The organism is Vibrio sp. 2130-1 (genome assembly GCF_033339515.1).
On the sequence record NZ_JAWOUT010000003.1, the window covers coordinates 133,286 to 148,299 of the forward strand.

14 protein-coding genes are annotated in these 15,014 nt (G+C 45.8%); 11 read left to right on the plus strand and 3 right to left on the minus strand.

What is annotated here, in order from left to right:
• The 4 genes from R7Q09_RS05355 to R7Q09_RS05370 are packed head-to-tail and all read left to right on the plus strand — an operon-like array spanning nt 1 to nt 3,895.
• Complete coding sequence (locus R7Q09_RS05355; RefSeq protein ID WP_005384422.1) at nt 1-549, plus strand: rod-binding protein; 549 nt, start codon at nt 1-3, stop codon at nt 547-549.
• Nucleotides 550-1,923, plus strand: coding sequence for a flagellar hook-associated protein FlgK (gene flgK / locus R7Q09_RS05360; protein WP_005374000.1), 1,374 nt, complete (start codon nt 550-552; stop codon nt 1,921-1,923).
• A 13-nt stretch (nt 1,924-1,936) separates the two neighbouring features.
• Nucleotides 1,937-2,836 (plus strand): flagellar hook-associated protein FlgL, encoded by a 900-nt coding sequence (flgL, locus tag R7Q09_RS05365; protein WP_005373998.1) that lies wholly within the window; start codon nt 1,937-1,939, stop codon nt 2,834-2,836.
• Nucleotides 2,837-2,854: 18 nt separating this feature from the next.
• On the plus strand, nt 2,855-3,895 hold the full coding sequence (locus R7Q09_RS05370) for a flagellin (protein WP_005373996.1): 1,041 nt from the start codon (nt 2,855-2,857) through the stop codon (nt 3,893-3,895).
• A gap of 88 nt (nt 3,896-3,983) precedes the next feature.
• Here R7Q09_RS05370 and R7Q09_RS05375 read toward each other — a convergent pair whose 3' ends face one another.
• Complete coding sequence (locus R7Q09_RS05375) at nt 3,984-6,647, minus strand: DUF2339 domain-containing protein (RefSeq protein ID WP_411913103.1); 2,664 nt, start codon at nt 6,645-6,647, stop codon at nt 3,984-3,986.
• Nucleotides 6,648-7,087: 440 nt separating this feature from the next.
• On the opposite strand from R7Q09_RS05375, the gene R7Q09_RS05380 reads away from it, so the two are divergent.
• From R7Q09_RS05380 to R7Q09_RS05395, 4 genes are all read left to right on the plus strand, one after another.
• Complete coding sequence (locus R7Q09_RS05380; RefSeq protein ID WP_318070575.1) at nt 7,088-8,887, plus strand: sodium:proton antiporter; 1,800 nt, start codon at nt 7,088-7,090, stop codon at nt 8,885-8,887.
• Between the two features lie 238 nt (nt 8,888-9,125).
• A complete protein-coding gene (fni, locus tag R7Q09_RS05385) occupies nt 9,126-10,145 on the plus strand; it encodes a type 2 isopentenyl-diphosphate Delta-isomerase (RefSeq protein ID WP_318070576.1) in 1,020 nt (339 codons plus the stop codon).
• A gap of 194 nt (nt 10,146-10,339) precedes the next feature.
• Nucleotides 10,340-10,603: a DUF3012 domain-containing protein gene (locus tag R7Q09_RS05390; RefSeq protein WP_005373992.1), complete on the plus strand. Its 264-nt coding sequence runs from the start codon at nt 10,340-10,342 to the stop codon at nt 10,601-10,603.
• 251 nt (nt 10,604-10,854) lie between these two features.
• Nucleotides 10,855-11,253, plus strand: coding sequence for a GFA family protein (locus R7Q09_RS05395; protein ID WP_005388696.1), 399 nt, complete (start codon nt 10,855-10,857; stop codon nt 11,251-11,253).
• A gap of 93 nt (nt 11,254-11,346) precedes the next feature.
• Here the strand turns inward: R7Q09_RS05395 and R7Q09_RS05400 are convergent, their stop codons facing one another.
• A complete protein-coding gene (locus R7Q09_RS05400; protein WP_033906293.1) occupies nt 11,347-11,697 on the minus strand; it encodes a rhodanese-like domain-containing protein in 351 nt (116 codons plus the stop codon).
• A 267-nt stretch (nt 11,698-11,964) separates the two neighbouring features.
• Here R7Q09_RS05400 and R7Q09_RS05405 point away from each other — a divergent pair, with 267 nt between their 5' ends.
• From R7Q09_RS05405 to R7Q09_RS05415, 3 genes are all read left to right on the plus strand, one after another.
• The gene (locus tag R7Q09_RS05405; RefSeq protein WP_005373989.1) at nt 11,965-12,255 is read left to right on the plus strand and encodes a co-chaperone GroES; all 291 of its coding nucleotides are present in this window, start codon (nt 11,965-11,967) and stop codon (nt 12,253-12,255) included.
• A 33-nt stretch (nt 12,256-12,288) separates the two neighbouring features.
• On the plus strand, nt 12,289-13,887 hold the full coding sequence (gene groL / locus R7Q09_RS05410) for a chaperonin GroEL (RefSeq protein WP_005388702.1): 1,599 nt from the start codon (nt 12,289-12,291) through the stop codon (nt 13,885-13,887).
• A gap of 105 nt (nt 13,888-13,992) precedes the next feature.
• Nucleotides 13,993-14,202: a hypothetical protein gene (locus R7Q09_RS05415; RefSeq protein ID WP_005373984.1), complete on the plus strand. Its 210-nt coding sequence runs from the start codon at nt 13,993-13,995 to the stop codon at nt 14,200-14,202.
• A 130-nt stretch (nt 14,203-14,332) separates the two neighbouring features.
• Here the strand turns inward: R7Q09_RS05415 and R7Q09_RS05420 are convergent, their stop codons facing one another.
• Complete coding sequence (locus tag R7Q09_RS05420) at nt 14,333-14,944, minus strand: LysE family translocator (protein WP_005388704.1); 612 nt, start codon at nt 14,942-14,944, stop codon at nt 14,333-14,335.
• Between the last annotated feature and the right edge of the window lie 70 nt (nt 14,945-15,014).

Sequence of the window (15,014 nt, forward strand, 5' to 3'; positions counted from 1 at the left end):
ATGAAGCTAGACAGTACCAATGAACAAACTCAGTTAAATTCGATGCTTTATCACGACAATAGTGCATTGGCTAACATCAAGCATAGTCGTGATCAAGAAGGCGCACTTGAAGTCGTCGCAGGTCAATTTGAGGCAATGTTCCTACAAATGGTGTTACGCCAAATGCGCAGCAGTAGTGACGCTCTTGCTGATAAAGACAGCCCGTTTGCCAGTCAGCAACAAGGGGTGTTCCGTGATATGTATGACGGTCAGCTGGCGATGGAACTAGCAAAGAAACAGAGCTCAGGCATTGCCAATATGCTCATCCAGCAGCTGAGCCCGTCTATGCGTGAGGTTGCTTTCGATGCTGCGCGCAACATCTCATCCGCTAACGATGGTAAAGGTTCGAATTCTGAATCTATCTCACAAGTAGATTCTAAAGAGGTGGAGAAGAATTCAAGCCTATTTAATACCGCTTCTCAAGCCGTCGCCTCTGTTAAACAGGTATTCGGTGAGGCCGGTATGACTACCGCGTTTTCTCAGCCGTTGATCAGAAAAATGGAGCTGTAAATGAACCTAGTTAATATTGCCCTTTCAGGTTTAGGCGCGAACCGTGTGGCCCTAGACGTAACCGCGCAAAACGTGGCAAACGTGAATACCGTGGGTTACAGTCGTCAACAAGCGTTGATGGCGTCTGTCGATGATGGTAAAGCCAATCGCTTAAGTCCAGGTTTAGGGGTAGAAGTCACTAGCATTCGCCGCGTTACTGATCAATTTCTGATTAAGCAAACGTGGTCGACTAACAGTATGGCGGCATACGCATCTGGATACACCAGTAACATGAGTCAGCTGGAGAATACGCTTGGTGCCGATGGTTTCAGTATATCGGCTGGCTTGGACTCGCTAAACGCTGCGCTTAACGATGCGACCGTTAAGCCGGAATCCATACCTTACCGCCAGCAGATCATTAACGAATCTGAAGCTTTGGCCCGCCGTTTTAATACGCTTACCGAATCTTTATACAATCAACATAAAGACATGAGCGATCAACGTAATGCAGCGCTTAACCACGCGAATAGCCTTATGGAAAATATCGCGAAGGTGAACAAGCAACTGGTAGAGATGCAAGGTACAGGTGGTAACCCATCACAGTTAATGGATGAACGAGATAGGTTAATCGGTGAGTTATCTCAAACCATTGAAATCAAAACAACACAGCAGCATGACGGCAGTGTTCAGGTCACACTAACCTCTGGTCAACCGCTTGTGATGGGTACGGACCATGGCAAACTGGAAGCCATTCCTGACCCGAGTGATCCTTACTTGGCGGACTTACACGTCACGTTCTCGAATCAAAGTTTTGCGATTGGTGACTCGCTTGGTGGCAAATTAGGTGCGATTAATGACTATCAAACCGAAGTGTTGAAACCAAACCAATTGGCTCTGAATGACATGGCGAAAGCTCTCGCGGATGAATACAACGCCGTGCTTGCGACTGGCAAAGACTTAAATGGCAACCCAGGTAAACCTTTGTTCAGCTATGACCCAGCAAACCCTGCAGCCAGTTTGGATATTACCAAGCTAACTCCAGATGAGCTTGCGTTCTCAAGTGATGGAACACCTGGTAACGCAGATGCGTTGCAATCATTGATCGAGTTAAGCAACAAGCCAGTGGCGGTATCAGGTTACGGCTCAGTAAGCTTGAACGATGCCTTTAGTTCAATGGTGGGTCAAACCGCAATTAAAGCACGCCAAGCTAATGCTGATTATCAAGCGAAGTTAGCCATGAACAAGCAAGCGCACGCAGCTCGCGATAATGTTAGTTCCGTAAACAGCGATGAAGAAGCGGCTAACCTAATGATGTTTGCTAATGCGCACAATGCCAACATGAAAGTGATCAGCACAGCAAATCAACTGCTCGATTCTATTCTGCAGTTATTCTAAGAGGAAAGTTTAGATGCGAATTAGTGACAATCAATTTAGTCAAATGATGTTGCACAGCTTGCAGAGCAATAGCGCGGGATTAGGCGAAGCTCTGCAACAGATGTCTACTGGCAAGCGCTTAACCAAGCTGTCTGATGATCCAATGGCTTCGATCAAGTTGCTTAACTTAGACCGAGAAACCAGTGCGATTGCTCAGTACAAAAACAACATTGAAAACGTAAAAACGACGCTATCGAGTCAAGAAACCCATTTAGATTCGATCAAAGAAAGCTTAAAAAGCATGCGAGACATCGCGCTTTGGGGTGCGAACGGCTCTCTTACTGACGAAAGTCGTGGCGGTATGATTACAGAGCTTAAGAGTTACCGTGATTCTATTGAGTCGTCTTTTAACGCGCAGGATGAAGAAGGGCACTACCTTTTCTCTGGTACTAAAACGGATACTGCGGCTGTAAGTAAAGCGAGTGGCAGCTACGTAATTGAAGGTAATAGTGACAAGCGCGTAGTAACAATTGCTAAAGGTGTCACGATGGATTCCAATATGACTGCAAAAGAAATATTGGACCTTGGGGGAGGCCATAACGTGCTTAACCAAATTGATGCGCTGATCAAAGAGTTTGAGAGCCCTACCGCCAACTTCAGAGCTGAAGTTGAGGCGAGTATCAGCGCTATCGACGATACTTTTTCAAACGTACTAGGGACCATGACTGAGATTGGTGGTCGACACAACAACTTAGATCTTGTTGGTGGCGCGCACAGTGAAAACAAGCTGTTCGTTGACAAAGTATCTGGAGACCTCTCTGCTCTGGACTATGGTGAAGCGTCGGTACGATTGAGTAATTACATGGCCGCTTTGCAAGCAACGCAAGCAAGCTATGTGAAGATCGATGGTTTGTCGCTGTTTGACCGTTTATAAGGTTAGGAAGTTCTTTTTATGGTAATGAGTACAGTAGAGGTTAGACCCCATAGCATACGCTTAGGTGGACAAGAACAAGCCTCTATCATGCCGACCCGTTCTGCAGACTCAAGTACGGCAATTAAACCGCGCCCGGCGCAAATTCAGGCTGACACTGCGTCAGCCTACTCTGTATCTGGTATTCAGCTTACGCAGGGTCAGCAGCAAGCCACGGCGGTTCAGATCGCGTCCAAATCGCTGCAGGTGATTGGCAAAGAGCTCACGCAAATTAAACGTGGTTTGACGCAAGCTATTAATCAAGGCGTACAAAATGTTCCTGGTTTGCAGGATACATTGGTTCGTTCTAAAGCCACCATCCAAAAAGTCGTTGAGCAAGCACGTTTCGATGGCCAGAAAGTCCTAAATAACGAACTGCATTTAAAACTGGATAAAGCGGATATTCGTCGCTTTTCTATTCCAGGTTTGAATGTTCATCGCTTAAGCGACAAGGCCGAGCAAATCCGTTTGGATTTTCCTCAAGGTCAAGCGGTGATGATTCAGTTTGATGGACAATCAGACGGTGAGCGAACGGTCAAAATGCTGGATCGCAGCTTGATTGCGTTAGGAATGCGAGCCTCATTAGCCGATGATGGCAGCATTTTATTTGAAGCCAGAGACAACGCTTATCAACAAATGCAGCAAAAGGTGATGGTAACGGGGGAAGGGCACCGATTCCCTGCGGGACAGCCTAACGTTTTGAACTTAAAGTCTGAGCCAGATGGTATTGCGGAGCTCGGGTTTGATCTAGGCTCACGCGACGGCATCAAGCAGACGATTGCCAAAGTAAATCAGCATCTGAAACAAGTTCAAACGAGCTTGCAGGAAGCGAAAGCTTTTCATGGTGAACTGAATACTCAAATGCGTTCTATCCAAACCAAAACCGCACAGCTTTCAGTCAATGAGGTGAATGCAAAACTGGATGGATTCATGCAAAAGTCTGGCGAGTTTACTTCGACTTTTCAGGCATTGAATGCGCAAGCAAACGTGCGTCGTCATACCGTGGTCGCTTTACTGAAGTAACGAACACTCCAATGATTCCCGGCTTTACACTGTTATCATCCCCCAATAACGAAAACAGCGCACTGTCGGGAATCTCTCTTTGACTCGTCTAGGGCTCGAGTGCTTTTGCCACCGAACGATTCAATTTCTGGAATAGCCATCCAAGTGCTATCAAAGATGCACCTAAGCCTAAGAAGCTTATTGCTCGCCAGAACCCATCCAGAGAGCTCACATCCCATAAGAATACTTTCAGTGCGACACCGGCAAGGACCACTAGACCGACACGCTGCATCATCAGCCCCTGTTGGGTCACGCCGCGCCAAGTCAGCAATCCACCTACGAGCAAGCCAGCCACTGAATAACTGAACAACTCTGCCATGCTGGTTGGCTGATACAGCATCATCGATGTGGTTTGCCAGAATTGACGGATAGACATCCCCAACCAAATGGCTGCAAGTAAAAAGCCTAGACTAGCAATCGCAAATCGATGAACTTGCAACGTATTCCAGCGCTTAAACGTTGCGATAAGCAGGATGCAAGCTGGTAACAGCCAGCCGATACTCAGCATGTTAAAGATGGGAAGTGCTTGTGCCGAGACGTTATCAGTCACCAACGGCGATTCTGCCGTATTAAGCAAAATAATCAATATAGCGAACGCGCACCAAAGCAAGTAACTATAGATTTCGTAGATACGGCTTAAGCGTTGCGCAAATTGGCTGCGGTAGCTGTATACCAAACCCATAACTAATGCTTGATTGGCAAAGACTGCCGCACTTGTGAAGTCGATGTGCCCCAAGTAACCATATTGCCCCGTTAACCAGTAGTTAGTTTGGGTGAACAATGCCATTAAGAATACATGTAAAAACGCCCCTTCAAACCAGTTGGTCAGTTCTCGGTCCACTTGTTTTAGTGTTGAACGAGCATAAGACAAGATGAAGAGAGAAGGCATATAACTCACAAGAACCCAAGCCCAATGCCCAGCTTCTACCGGTTGCCATTCGGGTATGAAAGGTAGCAGCGTGAGTCGGATAACCAGTATTCCCATTGCCACTTTAATCGCCCAACTCGCAGGTCGAAATAACCCGACTTGAGCCTGTAAGGCCATTATCGCAACTTGTATTGAGATTGCTGTTGTTAACCAAGTATCGCTCAACCAAACAAAAGCAATACCTATGATTAAAGCATGCATAACGGCAGAGCATTCTAATGCCAACGAACGTGCACGCTTACCAAGCACAACGTAGTAAGTGGCCATCAATGCGCAGAATGCAGTCCAATACCACAGGTAGCCCTGCATAAATTCGTCAATATAAAACAACGTAATTAAGCTCATCGCGGGAGCCAGTACCAGCAGAAGCAGCCCACTGAGTTGCGAACGGTCACTAAGTGATTGGCAATATGTTCGATAGCAGATCAGCGCAATACTCACCGCCAATGCGAATAGGATGCTAGCTTCTCGCTCTACCATATACAGCGCATCAAAAGCGATGGTAAGAACTATCAGCGCGGTTGCCGAGACGAGTATGGATGGCAAAAATACACGTAATGACCAGCCTGTACGAAGTGCTGGTAGCCAGATGCTCGCAACAAGCAGCGTATAACAGTACGCCATTTGTAGAGTGTTCAGCTCCGGCATTCTGGTGACGGCAGAAAAGGTCAATAAAGCAGTTGCGAGAGCGGTAGCGGTCGGCGAGTTTGTCCACTTGCTTTGATAGTGACGAAAGCGAGGATTGAGCATCCAACCCATTCTCGGAACCGCGAAAATGAGATACAAAGTGATGGAGAGATAAATCGCGAGCCACGAGAACAACAGTTCTGTTGGTACACTCTCAATCAACAGCAACATCCAAATGAAATGTGGAATCGCGATACTTGGCGTAATCCATGCCCTACGCACTTTTTGCATCAATAAGGTCGCCGCGAACGAAATCGCGCAGATGTATCCGGCTAACAAAAAGTAGTTGGGTTCACTACCTCCAATCCACAGTGGTGCTGTGTAGCCACCAATTAAGCCAAGCACGGCCATTAACGGCCCTTGTCGCAATGATAATGCTAAACTGAAAAATGCTGCTGAAGCCAAAATGATCAACGAGATACTTGGCGTTAGCATTTGATAAACCACAAAGGCAAAAATGACGGTGCAGTAAATGCCCGTTAATCCCGTACCGGTAACGGCAGCAGGAACATACGTAAAGCCTTGGGCTCGTGCTGCCCGTTGCGGATTCTGTTGTTCTTTACGGTGAAACCACTCGCCAACAAGCACCATAAGTAATGAGATCACAAAGGCAAAGGACACTCGCATAAATGGCGAAAACTGGATGTGACTACCAATCACCTGTACGAGATAACCTCCACCGATCAGCATGGCTAATGCGCCTACCCAAACCAACCAATTTTCTTGAATGTTGCTAAGCAGGCTCTGAACTTTACTCTGAAGGAATGACTCATTTTCTTGACTAAAAACATCCAGTTGCACTTCTCTTGTCTGGGCGTACCCTTGATTCGCAGCGCTCTGGTCCAAGTCTAGGTTGGCAGCTGGTTCATGTTCCCCAAAGGATGAGACATTTTTCTGTTGTGATTCTATGTGAGGTGACGTCGCTACAGATGGTGTGTCTTTTTCGATGCTGGATTGTTGGTGTACTTGTTGGTTTGAGCCCCCATGGACACTGGCTCGTAGTGATGTGACTTCCTCACGAAGTTTGGTTAGTTCTTTTTCTAAAAGTGCAGCTCGGTTGGCGGCTTTCACTCCGATGAGGATGGCGAGACACGCCATGAACAGTGCTAGTATTACGTACAATCCATTTCTCCTTGCGTACGTCGCGTGACCCACGATTCTTAACTTTGAGCACTTACGCTAAAGCTTAGTTCATGCTCTATGCCTTAGCCTCATATAGTGCTAGGTTCCGCGCTTTCTTCAGAAATCATTCTACATAATGAAACTCAATGCGTAATGATGAATTCGACAAAGTCGCACACTTGTGTGCCACTTTAAGACCTGATGAACAAAAATGAGTCGTTAAGTCATTGGGGGTCAACTATATTCATAGTTCTGATGCGATCGCCAAAGGACTTCAAACATGTGCGTTTCGTAGCGATGTCATCGAAGGTCAGTCGTTTGATTTGCACGTTCGGTTGTTTCTATTTGACCGTAAGGCTGAATGTATTCGGGTATAGCGCATTCACGCGAAAAAAGACAAAAACAGGTAATTATTGATGCAAGTGGGTAATGAAGCGCTGGTGCTGTCAGCGGTTGGGGTTATTGGTTTAGGTTGCCAATGGTTAGCTTGGCGATTGCGTTTGCCAGCGATTTTATTTTTGTTGTTGGCAGGGCTGATCGTCGGGCCATTTATGCAGTGGTTAAATCCTGATGAGATATTAGGTAATTTGCTCTTTCCGTTGGTCTCTTTGGCGGTGGCAGTGATTTTATTTGAAGGCAGTTTGACCTTAAATTTTAAAGAAATTCGTGGCGTGAGTGGTTCGGTATGGAGCATTGTTTCCATCGGGGCGATCATTTCGTGGGCGGCGACCAGTATCGCAACACACTATTTCCTCGGTTTTACTTGGGAGCTTGCCATGTTGTTCGGCAGCTTAACCGTAGTAACAGGGCCGACGGTCATCGTGCCACTTCTACGAACCGTAAGACCTAACAGTACGCTTGCTAACATTTTGCGATGGGAAGGGATTTTGATTGACCCGCTCGGTGCGCTTTTTGTTGTGATGGTTTACGAGTTTATCGTATCTCACAGCGCGATAAATAGCGTCGAAGTGTTTGGGACGATCATTGCTGTCGGTGTCATGCTAGGTGCGGCCTCAGGCTATGCAGTTGCGACGATCATGCGTCGCTCTTGGCTACCGGAATATTTGCAGCCATTTGCGGTTTTGATGGTGGTTCTAGGTGTATTTTCGGTCTCTAACCACATTGAGTCTGAAGCTGGGTTACTAACCGTCACCGTAATGGGTATGTGGCTCGCAAACGCTAAAGACATCAATATTCAGCAAATTCTGCACTTTAAAGAGCATTTAACCATTTTACTGATCACCGGATTGTTCATCTTCCTTGCGGCTCGAATCAGTCTGGATGATTTTGCTGCGCTAGGTAGCGGTGCGTTATTGTTGTTTGTATTTATGCAGTTAGTGTCGCGTCCGTTATCGATTTTTCTTTCAACCTTCCGCAGCAACTTGCGTCTTAAAGATAAGCTGTTTTTGTCTTGGGTTGCACCGCGCGGTATTGTTGCTGCTTCGATTTCGTCTCTTTTCGCGATCAAATTGACCGAATACGGCATTGATGAAGCGATTTTACTGGTCCCTATGACCTTCATGGTGATTATAGGAACGGTCGTGTTACAAAGTGCGACGGCACGTCCTGTAGCGCTGACGTTGGGCGTTGCAGAGCCAGCACCACGCGGCTTCTTGTTGATTGGAGCTAACCGAGTAGCAAGAGAAATAGGGCAGGCGCTGGCGCGTTATGACCGCCGCGTATTAATGACTGACTCAAACTGGGAGTACATCAGTCAGGTTCGTATGTTGGGGTTGGATTACTATTACGGCAACCCTATTTCTAGTCACGCGGACGACAACTTGAACTTGATAGGAATAGGTCAAGTGGTTGCATTAACGCCCGATCAGCATTTCAACATTATGGCTTGCATGCAATTCGTCGACGAGTTTGGGGAAGATAAAGTTCACTGCTTACAAAAAGTGAAAACCAACGGCAATGGCAGCGAGAAGCACTCCGTGGCTCAGGAGTACCATGGTAAATTGCTGATGGGCGGCAATGTAAGCTATACCCAGCTAGCCAGTATGTTAAGTCGTGGTGCAGAGGTTAAACACACGAAATTGAGCGATAACTTCACGTATCAAGATTATTTAGCGCATCACAAAGGTAGTTCAGTTGTACCGCTGTTCCATGTAGAAGAAAAAGGAAAAATTCAATTCTGTGATGATCCCGAACAGTTTGAACCAACGACGACAAGCACTGTTGTGTCGCTAATTCTGTCGGACAGCGTAAAGTAAACTACAGAGCAATGTGATCCATTTTCATCATGGGTATCGTACGCTGATTATCTCAATTTGAAGAGAAACTTGCCGGCTTGTTTAAAACGGAAAGCGAGTTTCTTTTCTTATAATGTCAGGGGCAGTCGAGATTCATTACTCGTTTCGGAAAAGTAATCCGGCAAATTCACAAAATTCGCATTGACGTTACTGATAAGGATCGCAATACTGCGCGACTGTTTTACTTTAGGGTGACATTATGGCTCCGCAAACTAACCGAAAAGATTTACACCTAGATGCTGTTTTACATCATGATATGAGCATGAAGCATAAAACGGCGGTTTTTGAGTCTGTCGAGTTTGAACACTGTGCGCTGCCAGAATGTGACTTTCACGCGATCGATTTATCGACAGAGTTTCTTGGTCATCAATTAGCGCTACCGTTTTTGATTAGCTCGATGACTGGCGGAGCAAAAGACGCAGAAACGATCAATTGTCGTTTAGCTGAAGCAGCAAGTGAATTAGGTATTGCCATGGGTGTGGGCTCGCAACGGATTAGCTTAGAAGAAAGTCAGCATTCGGGCTTGGGTAAAACCATTCGTGAGTTGGCGAAAGAAGTACCGTTGTATTCCAATCTTGGAGCCGCTCAATTGCTCGATAAAGGTAAACTCGATAATGCGCAACGTGCGGTTGAGGCGATTCAAGCCGATGCCTTGTTTGTGCACGTTAATCCAATGCAGGAAGCGTTTCAGAAAAATGGCGACCACAATTGGGTTGGTGTTTTCCAGGCAATTGAGATGCTTAAATCTCGCGTGAAGGTTCCTATCATTATCAAAGAAGTCGGTTTTGGTATTAGCGGACACGTTGCGCAGCGATTAATTGATGCTGGTGTGGATGCAATTGACGTTGCGGGCGCGGGTGGCACAAGCTGGAGTGCGGTTGAAGGGTATTGCCAAGATAATCCGAAAATGCAGCGTGCAGCCGAGCTTTTCCGCGATTGGGGTGTCCCTACAGCAACATGTTTGGCTCAAATCCGCGCACTGCATCCTACATTACCCTTGATCGCCTCGGGAGGTGTTCATAACGGACTTGAAGCGGCGAAAGCCATTCATTTGGGGGCTAATCTCATTGGGCAAGCTGGTGCGGTATTAAAAGCTGCGACGATCAGCACGCAGTCTGTCGTCGATCACTTTGAACAAATGGCATTAGAGCTGCGTTTAACGTGCTTTGGTACTGGCTCTTTTAAGGTTGGTGAGCTAACAAAAGCGCGCTGCCTATAGCTTTTAGAATGGCGCGCTTTACACAGAGTCGCTCAATAATTTTTCGATGTCTTAACACGTAGACTGATAATTTCGTTATAGTTGATACAAAAGTCACTTCAGCTAGTGACGCCTTTATTCAGACACTTGAATGGGCACGTGTTGAAGAGATTGAGTTTAATTTTACTATTGTTTGCAACTGGAACCTTAAATTTATGAAAAAACTAGTCATGCTGATGTTGGCGGCTTCTGCTTTGACCGCTTGTAGTGATGAAGTGGGCACTGAAGGCTGGTGTAACGACATGCGCGATAAGCCAAAAACAGAATGGACAGCAGACAACGCGGTAGACTTTGCAAAGCATTGTGTTCTGCAAGATGGTGTCGGCAGCGAGCAATGGTGTGAAAACCTGAAAGATAAGCCGAAAGGTGACTGGACTGCAAACGAAGCGACCAGCTTTACTAAACACTGCATTTTTTAAGCACAGCGGAAAGCGCCTTTTCTGAGGCGACATTCTGTGAGGTAAACACCAAGCGTTATTGCTTGGTGTTTTTGTATCTAAAATAGCTCGATTTTTCACGTGTCAGCGCACTTCCCTCTGAATGGAAAGTTTTACATTTTCGTTTCATTTTTGAAAACCTGTATTGCCTGTCTTTAATTTTTCGTATTGCAATGGCATGGTGTCGAGATAGCCATCTAATTCAATTAGATTCATAACAAAAAGGAATTCAAATGGAAGTACTAAAAGGCTCATGTCTGTGCGGCAAGGTAAAGTTGGAAGTGGCAGATGAATTTAAGTACATGGGAAATTGCCATTGCTCTGAATGCCGCAAGTTCACAGGTTCTGACTATTCATCTGCCGGTGGTATTGCGTTGGATAAACTGCTTATTATCCAAGGGAAAGAAGATATTCAAACTTATCAGAAAAGCGAAAATACCATGCTATGCTTTTGTCGCCACTGCGGATCGAGCCTGTATTCGAAAAAGAACAATGGGATCGTCAATATTCGCCTTGGTATCTTGGATGACACACCTTCTCACAAGCCCGATTTCCATATTTTTGTCGCGTCGAAAGCGCCGTGGCTCGAGATATCGGATAACCTGACTCAATTTGATGCAGGGCCAAAATAGAGTTGTTGTAGATAAGTATTTAGAAACAGAGCGCGTTACAATACGCTTGCGACGCGCTCTGTGCTTTTACTTTGTATATTAGAACGGAGACGACTATTTGGCGTCTTGTAGTTCTTCTAAGCCACCTGCATTGTGCAGATTCGTAAAGCCTTGCGATTGTAAGTATTGATACGCTTTGCCAGAGCGGTTACCACTGCGACAGTACAACACGATAGCTTGATCTTTATCGACGTCTTGAAAATGTTTATCAAGTTCAGATAAAGGGAAGTTGACGGCATTATCCAAATGCCCTTCAGAAAACTCTTGCGGCGTGCGCACATCGACAATCATCGCGCCCTCGTCAATCAATTGCCAACCTTGTTCAGCGCGTTCAGAAGCTGACACGTTGGGTGAGAGGAAGCCAACGCATAACGTTGCAAGAAATAGAGATACGGCCTTTTTCATTGTTTGATTATCCTTTTTAAGAGTACGTAACCACTCTAGATTTGATTGAGCACATTTTCCATCATAAAGAGATGCTAAGTGGTTGTGAATGCGATAATTCGATAGAAAATTTTATTTAATTTAATAAAAAATTTTTATCAAATTCACCTCTTGAACTCTAATTTTTCGACCTTATTATTTTCATCGAAAGCGAGCTGTCGACTCGCAAATCCATCTTGATGTTTATTTTGTCTTTTATTTTTGGTTCCAAGTAGGAGGCACTTAAAAATGAAAATTCGTCCTTTAAATGACAAGCTAATTGTTGAAAGACAAGAGGTGGAAAATAAATCTGAAGGGGGAATCGTTTTAACTTCTCAGTCGGTGAAAAAATCAAACCGCGGGAAAGTCATTGCTGTTGGTTTAGGTAAACGTCTTGAAAATGGCGAACGCGCTGCGATGGAAGTCAAAGTGGGCGACCAAATCATTTTCAATGACGGTTACGGCGTGAAAACCGAGAAAATTGACGGCGCAGAATACTTAATTCTGTCCGAATCTGATGTGTTAGCAATCGTTGAGTAATTATTTTTGTAGTAGTTTTTTGAGGAGATAACCATGGCTGCAAAAGACGTATTATTTGCTAATGACGCACGTCAAAAAATGCTGAAAGGTGTGAACTTACTGGCGGACGCAGTAAAAGTGACACTAGGCCCGAAAGGCCGCAACGTTGTGCTTGATAAATCTTACGGCGCGCCAACCATCACCAAAGATGGCGTGTCTGTAGCGAAAGAAATCGAACTGAAAGATAAGTTCGAAAACATGGGCGCACAAATGGTGAAACAAGTGGCGTCCAAAGCGAATGATGAAGCGGGGGACGGTACAACGACCGCTACCGTACTGGCGCAATCTTTCATCAATGAAGGTCTTAAAGCGGTAGCCTCTGGCATGAACCCAATGGACCTAAAACGTGGTATCGACAAAGCCACTGAAGCGGCGGTTGAGAAACTACGTGAAATGTCTAAGCCATGCAGCGACAAAGAATCTATCACCCAAGTGGGTAGCATTTCTGCAAACAGCGATCGCGCGATCGGTGAAATCATTGCAGAAGCGATGGAGAAAGTGGGTCGCAATGGCGTGATTACGGTTGAAGAAGGCCAAGGTCTAAACAACGAATTGTCTGTGGTTGAAGGTATGCAATTTGACCGCGGTTACTTGTCGCCATACTTCATCACTAACCAAGAAAATGGCAGCGTCGAGCTAGACAACCCTTACATCCTATTGGTGGACAAAAAAGTCAGCAGCATCCGCGAGCTATTGCCTGTACTAGAAGAAGTGGCGAAATCTTCTCGCTCGCTATTGATCATTGCTGAAGACATCGAAGGTGAAGCGCTAGCGACATTGGTTGTGAACAACATGCGCGGCATCGTGCGTGCGACCGCGGTGAAAGCGCCTGGCTTTGGTGACAACCGTAAAGCGATGATGGAAGACATTGCGGTACTAACTGCTGGTACGGTCATCTCTGAAGAAATCGGCCTAGAGCTCGAAAAAGCAACGTTAGAGCAACTAGGTAGTGCGAAGAAAGTGACCATCACCAAAGACACAACAACCATTGTGGGTGGTGCAGCAGAAGCAAGCGCGATTGCTGATCGTGTGGCTTCGATTGAAAAACAAATCGAAACAACCACCTCTCAATACGATAAAGACAAGCTTCAACAACGTGTTGCGAAGCTTTCTGGCGGCGTAGCGGTGATCAAGATCGGCGCTGCAACCGAAGTTGAGATGAAAGAGAAGAAAGACCGCGTGGACGATGCGCTACACGCTACCCGCGCAGCGGTTGAAGAAGGTATTGTTGCTGGTGGTGGTGTTGCCCTAACTAAGATCGCGAAAGAATTGGCGGATCTAAAAGGCGACAATGATGACCAAAACGTGGGTATCCGAGTTGCGCTACGTGCAATGGAAGAGCCTCTTCGTCAAATCGCAACTAACGCAGGTGACGAAGCTTCTGTTGTGGCGAACGCTGTCAAAGCGGGTGATGCCGATTACGGTTACAACGCTGCAACAGGTGAATACGGCAACATGATCGAAATGGGCATCTTGGACCCTGCGAAAGTAACACGCTCAGCGCTTCAATTCGCTGCGTCTGTTGCTGGCTTGATGATCACCACTGAAGCGATGATCACCAACCACGTTGAAGACAAAGAACTTGATATCTAACGTCATCAATCGTTAGTGATTAAGTAAGCGTTAAAATAACAATAACATTGCAAAACCTAAGCGGGCTCGCTTGAGCCCACTAATCAGTCATTTGAGGTAAGTGTTATGACCCGTTTACCTGCGTTTTCTTTCTCAATATCTGAGCCGGGCGGTAATGAAGCTTCGTCAACGTGGCCGACTGCTATTCACTTCCCCCTCGTTCCAGCTGGGCCAGAGTTTTCGATCGAAAATGCTCTGCCTAAACGTCCGACGGTGACGATATTCACTATCGATCTGTCTCAGTTATTTAAAGGGGACGCTCGGGTCATCCATTAACTGTATCGAAACAGCCAGCGCACGTTGGCTGTTTTTTCTAATTTAAGGTATTGATAATGCAGGTTTTTATTTGATTACAGCCACTTGTTCAATGATCAATTTGAACTGGGGTAATCGGACCGCAAGCGTACTACACTTTTAAGCCCAGCATCGCGCCGAAAATGATTAATCCCGCCCCACATGCTTGATTGAGTCGATGCTTAATCTTCAACAAGAAAGCTTGTAGCTGGGGTGACGTGAATAAAACAGCAACGATAGAAAACCAAATACCATGCAGCGCAATCATATAAATCCCGTAGAACAAGGCGATGTGTTGCTGACTAGAGTCGGGAGAAATCACTTGGCTAAAAATACTCAGAAAAAACAGCATCGTCTTGGGATTGAGTAAATTACACAGAAACCCCTGCATGAAAAATCGCCACATTGAATACTCGCTCTGTTGAACGGTTTCTGAGTTTGATGCAGGTTGCGAGGAGAATATTCCTTTAATCCCAAGGTAGACAAGATAAGCGGCCCCAAGATAGCGCACGAGATTAAACAACCATTCATTTTGTGAAATTAAGTAACTGATCCCCAGCATGGAGTAAGCGATGTGGATGCTTATCGCCATGCTGATACCAATCGCACTGTATACGCCTGCTTTTCGTCCTTGATTTAAGCTATTTCTTAATACCAAAACAAAGTCTGCGCCAGGGCTAATGACAATAAGCACACCTAATAACGCAAGAGTTACAAATTCCATATCGATTTCCTGTTTGAATGATGAAGTCTGGGATGTAGCGAAATTGTAGGCGTCTTTATTACTGACTATA

Excerpts from the sequence above, each read along its gene's own strand:
- R7Q09_RS05355 (WP_005384422.1), top strand. The coding sequence starts at position 1 with ATGAAGCTAGACAGTACCAATGAACAAACTCAGTTAAATTCGATGCTT.
- flgK (WP_005374000.1), top strand. The coding sequence starts at position 550 with ATGAACCTAGTTAATATTGCCCTTTCAGGTTTAGGCGCGAACCGTGTG.
- flgL (WP_005373998.1), top strand. The coding sequence starts at position 1,937 with ATGCGAATTAGTGACAATCAATTTAGTCAAATGATGTTGCACAGCTTG.
- R7Q09_RS05370 (WP_005373996.1), top strand. The coding sequence starts at position 2,855 with ATGGTAATGAGTACAGTAGAGGTTAGACCCCATAGCATACGCTTAGGT.
- R7Q09_RS05375 (WP_411913103.1), bottom strand. The coding sequence starts at position 6,647 with ATGGCGTGTCTCGCCATCCTCATCGGAGTGAAAGCCGCCAACCGAGCT.
- R7Q09_RS05380 (WP_318070575.1), top strand. The coding sequence starts at position 7,088 with ATGCAAGTGGGTAATGAAGCGCTGGTGCTGTCAGCGGTTGGGGTTATT.
- fni (WP_318070576.1), top strand. The coding sequence starts at position 9,126 with ATGGCTCCGCAAACTAACCGAAAAGATTTACACCTAGATGCTGTTTTA.
- R7Q09_RS05390 (WP_005373992.1), top strand. The coding sequence starts at position 10,340 with ATGAAAAAACTAGTCATGCTGATGTTGGCGGCTTCTGCTTTGACCGCT.
- R7Q09_RS05395 (WP_005388696.1), top strand. The coding sequence starts at position 10,855 with ATGGAAGTACTAAAAGGCTCATGTCTGTGCGGCAAGGTAAAGTTGGAA.
- R7Q09_RS05400 (WP_033906293.1), bottom strand. The coding sequence starts at position 11,697 with ATGAAAAAGGCCGTATCTCTATTTCTTGCAACGTTATGCGTTGGCTTC.
- R7Q09_RS05405 (WP_005373989.1), top strand. The coding sequence starts at position 11,965 with ATGAAAATTCGTCCTTTAAATGACAAGCTAATTGTTGAAAGACAAGAG.
- groL (WP_005388702.1), top strand. The coding sequence starts at position 12,289 with ATGGCTGCAAAAGACGTATTATTTGCTAATGACGCACGTCAAAAAATG.
- R7Q09_RS05415 (WP_005373984.1), top strand. The coding sequence starts at position 13,993 with ATGACCCGTTTACCTGCGTTTTCTTTCTCAATATCTGAGCCGGGCGGT.
- R7Q09_RS05420 (WP_005388704.1), bottom strand. The coding sequence starts at position 14,944 with ATGGAATTTGTAACTCTTGCGTTATTAGGTGTGCTTATTGTCATTAGC.